The sequence below is a fragment of the Sneathiella sedimenti genome, from assembly GCF_017313765.1.
GTDB lineage: Bacteria > Pseudomonadota > Alphaproteobacteria > Sneathiellales > Sneathiellaceae > Sneathiella > Sneathiella sedimenti.
Window position 1 is genome coordinate 162,732 of record NZ_JAFLNC010000002.1, and the last position, 12,180, is coordinate 174,911.

At 52.3% G+C, this 12,180-nt stretch carries 12 protein-coding genes; 10 read left to right on the top strand and 2 right to left on the bottom strand.

Going from position 1 to position 12,180, the window contains the following annotated elements:
* The first annotated feature begins 6 nt into the window (after positions 1-6).
* From J0X12_RS05950 to J0X12_RS05960, 3 genes are read left to right on the top strand one after another with little or no spacing between them, the layout of a single operon-like run.
* On the top strand, positions 7-852 hold the full coding sequence (locus J0X12_RS05950) for an ABC transporter permease (RefSeq protein WP_207043257.1): 846 nt from the start codon (positions 7-9) through the stop codon (positions 850-852).
* A complete protein-coding gene (locus J0X12_RS05955) occupies positions 849-1,835 on the top strand; it encodes an ABC transporter ATP-binding protein (RefSeq protein WP_207043259.1) in 987 nt (328 codons plus the stop codon). Before J0X12_RS05950 ends, J0X12_RS05955 begins: the two co-directional genes overlap by 4 nt.
* On the top strand, positions 1,832-2,863 hold the full coding sequence (locus J0X12_RS05960) for an oligopeptide/dipeptide ABC transporter ATP-binding protein (RefSeq protein WP_207043261.1): 1,032 nt from the start codon (positions 1,832-1,834) through the stop codon (positions 2,861-2,863). The genes J0X12_RS05955 and J0X12_RS05960 overlap by 4 nt, the downstream gene beginning before the upstream one ends.
* A gap of 390 nt (positions 2,864-3,253) precedes the next feature.
* Here the strand turns inward: J0X12_RS05960 and J0X12_RS05965 are convergent, their stop codons facing one another.
* A complete protein-coding gene (locus J0X12_RS05965; protein WP_207043263.1) occupies positions 3,254-3,871 on the bottom strand; it encodes a TetR/AcrR family transcriptional regulator in 618 nt (205 codons plus the stop codon).
* 168 nt (positions 3,872-4,039) lie between these two features.
* Here J0X12_RS05965 and J0X12_RS05970 point away from each other — a divergent pair, with 168 nt between their 5' ends.
* Positions 4,040-5,221 carry a lipid-transfer protein gene (locus J0X12_RS05970; protein WP_207043265.1) on the top strand — a complete coding sequence of 394 codons (1,182 nt, stop codon included), beginning with the start codon at positions 4,040-4,042 and terminating at the stop codon, positions 5,219-5,221.
* Positions 5,222-5,320: 99 nt separating this feature from the next.
* On the opposite strand, the gene J0X12_RS05975 is transcribed toward J0X12_RS05970, so the two are convergent.
* On the bottom strand, positions 5,321-5,830 hold the full coding sequence (locus J0X12_RS05975) for a MarR family winged helix-turn-helix transcriptional regulator (RefSeq protein ID WP_207043266.1): 510 nt from the start codon (positions 5,828-5,830) through the stop codon (positions 5,321-5,323).
* A 564-nt stretch (positions 5,831-6,394) separates the two neighbouring features.
* Between J0X12_RS05975 and J0X12_RS05980 the strand changes: the two genes are divergently transcribed.
* The 6 genes from J0X12_RS05980 (at position 6,395) to J0X12_RS06005 (ending at position 12,177) form a co-directional block, all read left to right on the top strand.
* On the top strand, positions 6,395-7,585 hold the full coding sequence (locus J0X12_RS05980; protein WP_207043267.1) for an ABC transporter substrate-binding protein: 1,191 nt from the start codon (positions 6,395-6,397) through the stop codon (positions 7,583-7,585).
* 75 nt (positions 7,586-7,660) lie between these two features.
* On the top strand, positions 7,661-8,518 hold the full coding sequence (locus J0X12_RS05985; protein ID WP_207043268.1) for a branched-chain amino acid ABC transporter permease: 858 nt from the start codon (positions 7,661-7,663) through the stop codon (positions 8,516-8,518).
* Entirely contained in the window at positions 8,515-9,462 is a 948-nt protein-coding gene (locus J0X12_RS05990) for a branched-chain amino acid ABC transporter permease (protein ID WP_207043269.1), read from the top strand. The genes J0X12_RS05985 and J0X12_RS05990 overlap by 4 nt, the downstream gene beginning before the upstream one ends.
* The gene (locus J0X12_RS05995; protein ID WP_207043270.1) at positions 9,459-10,223 is read left to right on the top strand and encodes an ABC transporter ATP-binding protein; all 765 of its coding nucleotides are present in this window, start codon (positions 9,459-9,461) and stop codon (positions 10,221-10,223) included. The genes J0X12_RS05990 and J0X12_RS05995 overlap by 4 nt, the downstream gene beginning before the upstream one ends.
* Positions 10,220-10,921 (top strand): ABC transporter ATP-binding protein, encoded by a 702-nt coding sequence (locus tag J0X12_RS06000; RefSeq protein ID WP_207043271.1) that lies wholly within the window; start codon positions 10,220-10,222, stop codon positions 10,919-10,921. Before J0X12_RS05995 ends, J0X12_RS06000 begins: the two co-directional genes overlap by 4 nt.
* A 17-nt stretch (positions 10,922-10,938) precedes the next feature.
* Positions 10,939-12,177, top strand: coding sequence for a thiolase family protein (locus tag J0X12_RS06005; protein WP_207043272.1), 1,239 nt, complete (start codon positions 10,939-10,941; stop codon positions 12,175-12,177).
* The last annotated feature ends 3 nt before the right edge of the window (positions 12,178-12,180 follow it).

The following is a 12,180-nucleotide window of genomic DNA, read 5'->3' on the forward strand; positions in this document are numbered from 1 at the left end:
TCTACGATGAAAGAATTTATTAAACACCTCCGCTACGTTCTTACCGAGAATCCGGTAACTCTGATTGCGGGAGCCATGTTTGTACTGTTGATTATCGCCGCCGTTATCGGCCCATCAATCGTTCCATATGATCCGATGGCGAGCAACGCGTCGCAAAGTTTGAAAGCTCCTTCCTGGGACCATTGGTTCGGTACGGATCAACTGGGCCGGGATGTCTTCAGCCGGATCGTTGTCGCGACCCGTCTTGATCTCTCTATTGCCGTTTCGGCGGTCGCGATCTCCTTTATTTTCGGGAGTATTTTAGGGTCACTTGCCGGCTTCTTCGGGGGCTGGGTGGACCGTATTGTCGGCCGGATCACGGATACGATTATGGCCTTTCCTCTCTTCGTGCTTGCCATGGGGATCGTCGCGGCACTTGGCAATAGTGTGGAAAATATTGTTTACGCTACAGCTATCATCAACCTGCCATTTTACGCCCGGGTGTCGCGTACAGAGGTCAATGTCCGTCGCTCCGCGGATTTTGTGCTGGCGGCGCGCCTTGCCGGAAATTCGTCGCTCCGTCTGCTTGCCACGCATATATATCCGAACACCCTGCCGCCGTTGATGGTGCAGGTCTCGCTGAACATGGGGTGGGCGATCCTGAATGCGGCTGGCTTGTCCTTTATCGGGCTTGGCGTTCGTCCTCCAACCGCGGAATGGGGGATTATGGTCGCGGAGGGCGCCGGATACATCGTTTCAGGCGAGTGGTGGCTCGCTATCTTCCCGGGTCTTGCCCTGATGCTGGCTGTATTCACGTTTAACCTGCTTGGAGATGGATTGCGCGACCTTATCGATCCAAGGCGACGGACATGACGGAGAAAAAAATGTCGAATACCTTTCCCCTTCTGGATATCAAAAATCTGTCTGTCGAATTCCGTACCCGAAGTGGCGTTGTAAAGGCTCTTGAGGATGTCTCTCTGGAGGTGTTTCGCGGCGAGATTGTCGGTATCGTTGGTGAGAGTGGATCAGGTAAATCTGTTTCGGCACTCACGGCGATGGGAATTCTTGATCCTGCCGGCCATGTCACTGCGGGTTCGATTTCGCTCGGTGGGCTGGATGTCCTTGGTGCCGGTGAAGCAGTGTTGCAGACGATGCGAGGTCAACAGGCGTCGATGATTTTTCAAAGTCCCCGAACGTCTCTTAATCCCATCCGCACTGTAGGCAAGCAAATAGGCGATGTGCTGCACCGCCATAATATGGCTGACCGGCAGAACCTCCGCGAAAAAGTGATTAAGTCTCTGAAAACGGTGCGTATTCCCGATCCCGACCGCCGCTTCGATGCCTATCCTTTCGAGTTGTCGGGCGGTATGTGTCAGCGGATCATGATCGCTATGGCGCTGGCCTGCAGCCCGGAGCTGCTGATCGCGGACGAGCCGACGACCGGACTTGATGTCACGACGCAGGCGGCAATCATGGATTTGATCCGGGATCTATCGCGGGAACGAAATATGGCGACAGTTTTGATAACCCATGACCTGGCAATGGCGGCGGACTATTGCGACAGGATTATTGTCATGCATGCGGGCCATGTTGTGGAAAGCGGCTCCTCTCATGACCTGTTCACGTCGCCGCGTCATCCCTACACGGCCAAGCTCATGAAAGCGACGCCACACGGAGGCGGCAATCTGGACGATATTGCGTCAATCCCGGGCGGGTTGCCGGACCTGCGTGGCGTGCTCCCGCCTTGCCGCTTTTCGGGTCGCTGCGAAAGACATGAGGCAATCTGCGACTCATCCGCCATGATTAGCAAAGAAGTTTCGCCAAATCATTTCGTCAACTGTCAGAGGCCGCTATGAGCGCATTGCTGGAAGTATTTGACCTTAAAAAGTACTATACGCTTGGCGGCAAGGGCCTTTCCGATGGCTCCTTAGTATCGTGGATTAGAAACCGGTTCACCAATGCACCGAAAGATACCCAAGTGCTTCATGCGGTTGATGGTGTGAATTTTGTGATTTCCAAGGGCGAGAGTCTGGGTCTGGTCGGTGAATCCGGCTGTGGAAAATCGACATTGGTGGGCATGCTGGCCAGGCTTTCCGATAGCACGAGCGGATCAATCAAATTTGCAGGCAAGGATATCGGCTCGGTGCGGGCGAAACAGTTTCATGCTGAGCCTGAAAGAAGTGAGCTACAAATAGTTTTTCAGGATCCTCACGAAAGTCTGAACCCACGCTTTACGGCCTTTGATACCATTGCGGAACCGCTTCGCCGGTTGGCGGGCCTATCAAGCAAAGCGGAACTGCGGGCGCGTGTTGAGGCCGTTGCGACGCAGGTCGATCTTCCTCTGCAGTTGCTCGGCAGGTTTCCACACCAGCTTTCCGGTGGGCAGAAGGCGCGGGTGAATATCGCCCGGGCGATCGCCCTGTCTCCCAAATTGCTTATTCTCGATGAACCGACTTCCGCACTGGATGTCTCGGTTCAGGCTGTCATCCTGAAACTACTGGTGCGGCTGAAGCAGGAGCTCGGCATGAGTTATCTGTTCGTGTCACATGACCTTAACGTCGTGCGGTTGCTCTGTGACCGTGTAATTGTCATGTATCTGGGGCAGATTGTAGAGGAAGGGCCAGCAGAAGATATTTTCACAAAGCCATTGCACCCCTATACACGGGCTCTGACTTCAGCCATTCCCGGTCACAACAAAGAGGATGCCTCTGCGTTTCGCCTGGAAGGGGATCCGCTCAGTCCCGTCGATCCGAATCCGAATGCTTGCCGCTTCTACGGGCGATGCCCGAATGGCAGCGAACTCTGCATCAAAGCGGCACCACCGAAATTTTCATCGAGTTCTGATCATTATGCGGTTTGTCACTTCCCTGTGCAGCCACATTAGTTTCCAGTGGGGGAAATTCTCAGCGATACTTTAGAGCCAGCCCACTTGCATTCGTCCATTTGAACAACGCGAACACACCTATCGTTGACGTCGTCATAGCAGTTCCAGTTCGCTAAATTGCCGCCCGTTTATTTCAGTTTTCGGAATAGCTGGTGTAAATATCTGCATTATTGTTTTTTCATTTATTATCGCTGTTCTTTACAAGCGTGCATGTCAGTTTCAAAAGCAGCCAAGACGTTGCATTTTGACTGTGTAGGAAAGTTCAAAATTTCCCGTAAACATCACTTATACGCCCAAAAAAATACCGATTTTCAAGGCGGCGATTTAAGCGGCATTATTGAGTTCAAAAAGCCTGTGTTTCCGGAAATTCCGCATGACTACAATTTTTAGTTAATCACGCACGCGCAAGCCATTCAGGAAGATAGTGAGAAAACTCTCCCCGATCTCGGCGTAGGATTCACTGTTCCCGTTCAATCGCCAATGCGGCACCCAGTTGAAGGCACCGAAAAGAGCAGCCGTTGCAGTTCTGGGCTCGCACGGTGCGATTGAGCCGTCTTCAATACCTTTTTGCAGTAGGTCCCGCACAGCATGATCGAGCTTGCGCCGTCCGTCCCGAAGAAGCTTCTGGCTCTCTTTGGAAAGGACCGTATCCTTTGATAAAACTAGGCAGGCGCCGAAATCGTTGGAGAGCAATTCCATATAGTGCGTCATGATCATTGCAATGCGATCGAGGGGAGGGAGGTCATTGTTCTGGCTATTCGCCATGGTTTCCTGCATGAATTCAAGTGCCAGCCGATTGCACTCAAAGAGTATATCGTCTTTGTTCTTCACGTAATAATACAGCGTTCTTTTGGACACATTAAGTTCTGAAGCTATATCGTCCAGCGACGTCCTGTCGAAACCATGTTCATTGAATAATCTGGCGCCGGTTCGCAAAACAGCCATACGCTTTTGCTCCCGGAGATCATCCTGGTCAAATGTCACCTCGCTCCAAATATCCGATGCCATCTTTTGCGCCCTTACTTACTGTCTCAGGTCTCATCTAAACGACGTCTGTAGCATATGCAAGCTGCCACAGACAGGAGTATATATCATATAAATTGACATGTAACCCACTAGTGGGATACATATAGAAAACGAATATATAGGGCCGAAAACAGAGAAGAGAAAAAAACTATGGCAAATAAAATTGTGGTTGCGGGCGTCGGAATGACGCCGTTCGTAAAACCGGGCCAGAATGAGCCTTATACCGTCATGGGCGCTAAGGCGATTAACATGGCGCTTGCGGACGCCGGTATCGATTATGATAAAATTCAGCAGGCCTATGCGGGCTATGTTTATGGCGATAGCACCTGCGGTCAGAGAGTCCTGTATGAAGTCGGGATGTCCGGTATTCCGATTGTTAATGTAAATAACAACTGCTCGACCGGATCGTCTGCCCTTTTCCTGGCGCGTCAGGCGGTTGAATCTGGTGTGGTTGATTGTGCGCTGGCAGTCGGTTTCGAACAGATGACGCCAGGCGCCCTAGCCGACGTCTGGACAGATCGTCCAAGCCCTCTGGGTAAGTTCAATAGCATGACCGATGAACTGACACAGGATTTTACCTCGCCAATGGCGATCAAGATGTTTGGAGGGGCTGGCCTCGAGCATCAGAGGAAATACGGTACCAAGGGCGAAACTTTCGCCAAGATCCGGGCCAAGGCGAGCAGTCATGCGGTTCACAATGAGAAGGCCATATTCCGCAAGGAAATAACTGTCGAAGATGTGATGGAATCGCCGAGAATGACCACTCTTCTGACGCGTCTGCAATGCTGCCCGCCGACGTGTGGGGCGGGTGCCGCTATCGTTTGTTCCGAAGCATTCGCAAAAAAGCATGGCATTGACACCGGTGTCGTGATTGCCGGCCAGGCCATGACGACCGATTTCAGTTCTACATTCGACATGAACGACATGATGCGTATTGTTGGGTATGATATGACGGCCGCGGCCGCCCAGAAGGTTTATGAACAATCGGGAGTGGGACCTGAGGATGTCGATGTCGCAGAACTCCATGACTGCTTCACTGCAAATGAGCTCATCACTTACGAAGGTCTCGGTTTTGCGCCGGAAGGCGGTGCGGAGAAATTTATCTGGGATGCGGACAATACCTATGGCGGTCAGGTGGTGACAAATCCGTCCGGTGGATTGCTGTCAAAAGGACATCCGCTTGGCGCGACGGGGCTTGCCCAGTGTTATGAGCTCGTCAATCAGCTACGCGGAAATTCCGGAAAGAGACAGGTAGAGGGAGCCAAAATCGCCCTTCAACACAACCTTGGTCTTGGGGGAGCTTGCGTTGTAACCCTTTACCAGGCGGCTTAATTCCTTTTTCCACGGCATGTCTTGCGATAGCAAGGCATGCCATCAGTCTTTTTCGCAAGAGAAAATGAATATAAGTTTCCTAGGAATGGATATCCTGGATTATCTTTCATAATCATCGAGAAAAAATGTTTTATCCTTCCAGACTACTTCGAGCTGGCGTTGGTTTTTCTCGTTCATCATCGCATATGCCGTATAGGCATATCCTTTCGCGTTTTCGAATCCAACTTTTTGATAGGCCTGTTTCAGATAAGCTCTTTGGGTATCAATCACGCCGCGCCAGGCCGCACGACCTTTTTTCGTTAGATACAGATGTCGGCTGCGGCGATCTTTAAGGTCCTCTTTCTGCGTTATAAAGCCGTCCGCGATCAAGGTTTTGATGATCGGGCTAATTGATTGTTGGGTAATATTCAGAAAAGCAAGCACCTCCCTAACCGTCGCCCCGGGCTTACGCTGGATCACGTAAAGCACTCGGAAATGCGGACGGCGGAGGCCGATGGATTTGAGGTGTTCGTCTCCTACCTCAAGCATACTATTGTATCCTAGATACATGACCGAAAATAGCCAATGCGCGTGATCCTCCGGGCAAAGGTCGTCTTCATCCAATGACATACTGGCGCATACTCCTTAAACTGGGGGGGGCCGCTACGCTTGAGTGGCCCCATGTTATATCTATACGTTCTGTACCCGATGATAACCGTACATATCATACCTTACACAAAATCGAAAAAGTCTGTTGGCCAGTCCCTGACTTTCGAGGTGTAGTGTCGACTAAAAGAAATGGTTAAGCCAATTAATAGAATCATTGGCATACGAACCGGGTGCAATCCTCTAAAAGCGGTTTTATAACAGTATGACTTATTAGGTCAATTTCATTGTTATATTTTCTGGCCCAGTAATGACGACCGGAAGTCGGTTGCTCATGCAATTAGAGAGTCAAGTAAAAATATACTCTTATAAATAGTATATAATTTGACTTTACTGAGGTCAATATCTTCCGAAGAAAAGCCTCTCGTCATATATAACAAACAATTTGACTTAAACAGGTTAGCTGTTATATAATTTCAGGTATCTGAGGGGTCGTGCTGTGAAAAACGCATGCGCGATAAATATCAAGAAAATCGGACGGCGAAATCAGTCCGCAAACGAACCTTCTGTGTTCTTAAGGGAGACGTCATGAATATTGTTAAATCTACGATTCTAACGGCTGCTTGCGCTGCCGTGCTCGCTTTTACGGGCAGCAACTACGCAATGGCTGATGAGCCGGAATCCTTTAAAATTGGCGCTGTATTGCCATTTTCTGGGCCTTACGGAATTATTGGCAAGGGTATGAAACAGGGTGCCGAGCTTGCGATTGAGATGCGCGGCGGCAAGGTTCTCGGTAAACCTGTCGAGGTAACATGGGAAGATAGTGAAACGAAGCCGCAGCCGGCTGTTCAAAAAGCGACTCGCTTGATTTCCTCCGGGGCGCAAATGATTTTTGGGGCGGCGAGTTCCGCGTCAACAGCAGCATTGCAGGGTATTACAGAGCAGCGTAAAATTCCGCTTCTCGTGACCATTTCAGCGGATGACAAAATTACCCGTAAAAATGGTTATCGCTATACTTTTCGGACATCCAATACGCTCGGTATGGAGATCCGTATGGCGCTGGAATTCACCAAGGCAGCAGGCTTGAAGAAGGTCTATGGTGTCGGTGCCGACTATGCCGTGACCCGGGATGGTTGGGATGCTTATAAGGCTGCTGCGGAAGCGGCTGGCGTTGAGATTGTCGGTGTTGATTATCCCCCGCTCGGAAATCGTGACTATTCGGTCATCATCGATAAAATCTCTAAAACGGACGCTGATGGTGTCATCCTGATTGTAACCGGTAGTGACGGTGTTACCTTCCTTAAGCAGGCGGGTCAGGCCGGCCTTGGGAAAAACAAGGTCCTGTTCGGCCCGGTCTTGCAAGATGAGGTTCTTGCTGCGGCAGTTGGTCCCGACGCAATCGGGGCGGCTTCTGGTGTGCGGTATCACTACTCCCTGGATAATCCCGCTAACAAAGCATTTGTTGAAGCCTATCGCGCGAAATATAACGAATGGCCAGACAGCTTCGCCGGTGAGGCATTTGATGGCATGAGCTGGTTCCTTGATGCAGTGGACAGCACCAACTCCTGGGACCGGGAAGAATGGGTTAAAGCCTTTGAGGGAAGCGTCCGCGAAAATTCTGTCGAGGGCAGAAAAGAAATGCGGGCCTGTGATCATCAGGCGCTGCAGGTTGGTCTCTGGGGTGTCGTGGAAAAAGGCGAGGCGCCTTACCCTGATCTCAAGATGAAGATCACCAATATATTCCAGCCTGAGGTTCTCTTCCCGGAATGTGAAGAATAGGCGGACTTAAATAACGGGCGGTCGTGGGCTTGCCACGGCCGCTTTTATTTCCATTCCAGGTTAGGTGATACGGCTATGTCTACGATCGTGATAGGCCTGTCCATGGGTATGCTGCTGTTCCTGCTGGCGGCGGGGTTAACCCTTATTTTCGGCATGCTGCGTGTAATCAATTTTGCTCATGGATCGCTATATATGCTCGGCGCATATCTCGCTTTCCAGATGGTGAATGTTACAGGTAACTTCTGGGCGGGATTGGTCGCGGCCCCTATCATTGCGGCTGCTATCGGTGCGTTGATGGAGCGTGTCGCCCTTCGGCCAGTTTATAACCGAGATCATGTCTATCAGCTGTTGTTAACCTTTGGCTTTATTCTGGTGCTGGATGAAGCTGTTCGGATTATCTGGGGGCTGGAATACAAGCAGATGTATCCACCGGAATTATTCGCCGGCGCAATAGAGATGTTTGGCAGTTCGGTCCCGAGCTATCGCCTGTTTATTATCGGCTTTGGCGCCGCTGTCTCGGCGGCCCTGTTTTTCATTCTGGACCGCAGCCGGTACGGAATGATTATCCGCGCGGCCAGCGGCGATCCCGAAATGGTACGGACCCTAGGTATCAATGTTTCTTTGGTTCGTACGGGGGTTTTCTCCTTCGGCGCTGGCCTCGCGGCCCTTGGCGGTGCGGTTGCCGGACCCTTGTTCCCGATTGAGCTAGGCATGGGTTTCAATATCATCATCGACAGTTTTATTGTCGTGATCATTGGCGGCCTTGGGAATATTCGCGGAGCTGTATTGGCGGCACTCCTGATCGGGATGACTCGTGCGCTCGGCTATAGCTATGCGCCGAGCTGGGTCGATTTTCTTACCTTTATTCTGTTGATTGGAACACTCATCCTCCGGCCGGAAGGATTGTTCAGTCGCAAGGGGCGTACGGCATGAACGCGCAACGCTTAATGGCACTGATCGTCGCCATCGTAATTTCTGTGCCCTTGATGTTTCCGGAAGGGCACAGCATTGGCATGGTGAACGCCATACTCATTTGGTCGATATTCGCCATCGGGTTTGACTTGGTATTTGGTGTTGCCGGGATGCTCTCCTTCGGGCACGCGGCATTCTTCGGGGTCGGCGCCTATACCCTTTCCCTGCTGACAATGCGCATGGGATGGGATTTCCTTCCGGCACTAGGTGCGGCAGGCGTGATCGGTGGTGCATTGGCGTTGGTATTCAGCTATTTCGCGATCCGGGTGTCAGGGTTGTTCTTCGCACTTCTTACGCTCGCCCTGTCTCAGTTGATCTATATCATGGCGGGAACGAAGTTGCGAATGCTGACCGGTGGCGTCGACGGTATCGCGGGTGTGCCTCGTCCGGACCTGTTTGGTATCGATTTCTATGATGATGGCAATTATTACTTCTTTTTGCTGGCGCTCTTTGTCCTTGCGCTGTTGATCTCCGGTCTTATCCGTATTTCGCCACTGGGCCAGGCTCTGAAGGCAATTAAATCCAACGAAGTAAGGGCGGAGCAGATCGGTTTCAATGTCCAGCGACTGCAACGTTCGGTGTTCACGATTTCCGGCATTTATGCCGGGGTGAGCGGAGGCTTGCTTGCGTCACTGATTTTCTATGTCGGCCCGCAAATGCTGCACTGGAGCACGTCCGGGGACGTCGTGATCATGGTGCTGCTGGGCGGTATGGGCACCTTGTTTGGGCCCATTCTCGGCGTTGCCATCTTCGAGATCATGCGCGAATGGCTGTCGACCCAGACCTCTCACTGGTACGGCATTCTCGGCCTTATCTTCATCATTTCAACAATTGGAATGCCGAAGGGTATTGCGGGACTGATTCAACAGCTTTGGAACCGTATCATGCCGGGAGGGAAGTCATGAGCGGCATAGCTGAAAATAAATCCATACTGCGCTGTGAGGAAATCGAAGTTTCCTACGGCGCGTTCAAGGCCGTCACCAATGTCACTTATGAGTTTAAGCCCGGTTTTCTTTATGGCCTGATTGGCCCCAATGGTGCCGGGAAAACAACATTGATGAATGCGCTTTCGGGGCGTGCTCAGCTCAGCAAGGGACGCGTGTTTCTCAATGACCAGGAGATAACTGGTCAGTCGCCTCATGCACGCACATGGGCAGGGCTGGGCCGGAGTTTCCAGATCACACAGATTTTTGCCGAAATGACGGTCTTTGAGAATCTGCGACTTGCGGCACAGGCCCACCGTTTCAGGCTACAACCTTTTTGGCGACCGGTTGGCAAATTCAAGGAAATTGCCAATGACGCGGAACGTGTCCTTTCCGAGATCGGTCTGGAAGGGTTTGGGCATGTCAACGCCGGGAGCCTTTCGCATGGGGATCAGCGTGCACTCGAAATAGGTCTGGCACTGCTTAGTGAGCCGAAAGTTCTGCTGCTGGATGAGCCTCTCGCCGGAGTTGGACATGATGTTGCGGAGAAGGCTGTTGAATTGATCCGCAAGGTATCGCAAGGCCGGACTGTCTTGCTGATTGAGCATAACATGGATGTGGTTATGGAAATTTCCGACGAGATCATTGTCATGCTCGCGGGTGAGATTCTGGCATCTGGCGAGGCCGAAACGATCAAGCGTGATCCGCGCGTCCGCACAGCTTATCTGGGAGAGGAAGAATGAGCCTTCTGGAAATGCAGAATTGCGATGTATTCTACGGCAAGGCACAGGCGCTGCATGACGTCTCGATCACGGTGGGTGAGGGGGAAATCGTCTCCCTCATCGGTCGCAATGGCGCTGGTAAAAGTACATTGTTGAAGGCGATCATGGGGTTGAACCCGATCGCCTCCGGCAAGCGTATGTATGACGGCCGGGATGCAACCAGGGTTTCCACTGAAATGCTGGGTCGTTCGGGCATTGCCTTCGTGCCGGAGGACCGGCGGATATTTGCAACATTAAGCGTTGATGAAAACTTACGCATCGCAACGGTGATGGGCCGGAAAGGCGCATGGAACCTAGAGCGCGTATATGAACTGTTCCCGCGCCTGAAGGAGCGGATGACATCGCGCGGCGACACATTATCTGGAGGGGAGCAGCAAATGCTGGCCGTTGGGCGCGGCCTGCTGACCAATCCGAAACTGTTGCTGATGGACGAGCCGACAGAAGGTCTTGCGCCGCTTGTTGTCGAGGATCTTATCAAGGCCATGGCTTTGATCAATGCTGAGGGCGTGGCAATTCTTCTTGTAGAACAGAATTTGAAGGTGCCGCTCAAATTGGCGACACGACAGTACCTGATCGACAACGGGCATATCCGCTGGTCCGGCAAGACGGAAGACCTCTTGGCGGAACGGGAGAAAATCGAAGGACTTATAAGTCTCTAAAATTGGGAGTTAGACATATGTCAGACGCATATATCATCGGCATCGGAATGACGCAGTTTGGTAAGTTTTTGAACCGCTCCGTCAAGGATATGACGAGAGAGGTGGTTGCCGAGGCGCTGGAAGACGCCGGGTTGGACCGAGACAGCATTCAAGCAGCCTATTTTGCCAATGCCTCCCAGGCGGCAGTTGAGGCGCAGTATTTGGTGCCAGGGCAGATTGCCCTGCGATCTGCTGGATTCGAGGGGATTCCGATTACCAATATCGAGAATGCCTGCGCCAGTGCGAGTACTGCCCTCAACTCAGCCTGTGCCTTTGTCCAGTCAGGGCAGGGCGATATTGCGTTGGCAATCGGAACAGACAAGATGAACTCGACCGACCGAGCGCGATCCTTCGCTGTATTCGATGGCGGTTGGGACGTCCATACGGCAGACGAGTCTATTGCCCGGTTACAGGCTATGTCTAAAGACTTGCCGTTGCCGCCAGAAGCGGAAGACAATGGTGGACAACGCAGCGTCTTTATGGACGTCTACGCATCACTGGCGCGTAATCATATGAACGCATTCGGCATTACACAGGCCCAGATTGCGGCCGCCTGTGCAAAAAATCATACGCATTCCCAATATAACCCCAAGGCGCAATATCAGAACAAGATGACAGTGGAAGAAGTTCTGCAGGACCGGCCCGTTGCCTGGCCGCTGACACTTGCCATGTGCGCCCCGATCAGTGATGGCGCGGCAGCGGCTATTGTGGTTTCGGAAGAGAAAGCGCGCCAGCTTGGCTTGGGACGTGCCGTAAGGATCGCGGCGTCTGTCCTCCGGTCGGGCACCAACCGCAAGCATGACGAATTCAACAAGCAGATCACCCATCTGGCCGCAAATGCTGCCTATGAAAAGGCGGGCCTGTCCCCGAAAGATATGGACGTAGCCGAAGTCCATGATGCAACGGCTTTTGCGGAGCTGCTTCAGGTTGAAGCCTTGGGATTCTGTGAGTTTGGGGAAGGCGGTCGCCTGTCCGAAGAGGGTCATACAACGGTTGGCGGTCGCATTCCTGTTAATCCCTCCGGGGGGCTGGAATCCCGCGGGCATCCCATCGGGGCAACCGGCCTTGCGCAGGTTTATGAACTCGTCAAGCAGCTGCGCGGGGAGGCGGGCCCTCGTCAGGTGGATGGGGCGCGGACAGCCATCGCTGAAAACGGCGGCGGATTCCTTGGCTATGAGGAGGCCGCCGCCTGCATCACCATTCTGCAGAAGAATTAATAG

What these genes read in the sequence shown, in the direction of transcription:
- J0X12_RS05950 (WP_207043257.1), top strand. Translation starts at nt 7, where the DNA reads ATGAAAGAATTTATTAAACACCTCCGCTACGTTCTTACCGAGAATCCG.
- J0X12_RS05955 (WP_207043259.1), top strand. Translation starts at nt 849, where the DNA reads ATGACGGAGAAAAAAATGTCGAATACCTTTCCCCTTCTGGATATCAAA.
- J0X12_RS05960 (WP_207043261.1), top strand. Translation starts at nt 1,832, where the DNA reads ATGAGCGCATTGCTGGAAGTATTTGACCTTAAAAAGTACTATACGCTT.
- J0X12_RS05965 (WP_207043263.1), bottom strand. Translation starts at nt 3,871, where the DNA reads ATGGCATCGGATATTTGGAGCGAGGTGACATTTGACCAGGATGATCTC.
- J0X12_RS05970 (WP_207043265.1), top strand. Translation starts at nt 4,040, where the DNA reads ATGGCAAATAAAATTGTGGTTGCGGGCGTCGGAATGACGCCGTTCGTA.
- J0X12_RS05975 (WP_207043266.1), bottom strand. Translation starts at nt 5,830, where the DNA reads ATGTCATTGGATGAAGACGACCTTTGCCCGGAGGATCACGCGCATTGG.
- J0X12_RS05980 (WP_207043267.1), top strand. Translation starts at nt 6,395, where the DNA reads ATGAATATTGTTAAATCTACGATTCTAACGGCTGCTTGCGCTGCCGTG.
- J0X12_RS05985 (WP_207043268.1), top strand. Translation starts at nt 7,661, where the DNA reads ATGTCTACGATCGTGATAGGCCTGTCCATGGGTATGCTGCTGTTCCTG.
- J0X12_RS05990 (WP_207043269.1), top strand. Translation starts at nt 8,515, where the DNA reads ATGAACGCGCAACGCTTAATGGCACTGATCGTCGCCATCGTAATTTCT.
- J0X12_RS05995 (WP_207043270.1), top strand. Translation starts at nt 9,459, where the DNA reads ATGAGCGGCATAGCTGAAAATAAATCCATACTGCGCTGTGAGGAAATC.
- J0X12_RS06000 (WP_207043271.1), top strand. Translation starts at nt 10,220, where the DNA reads ATGAGCCTTCTGGAAATGCAGAATTGCGATGTATTCTACGGCAAGGCA.
- J0X12_RS06005 (WP_207043272.1), top strand. Translation starts at nt 10,939, where the DNA reads ATGTCAGACGCATATATCATCGGCATCGGAATGACGCAGTTTGGTAAG.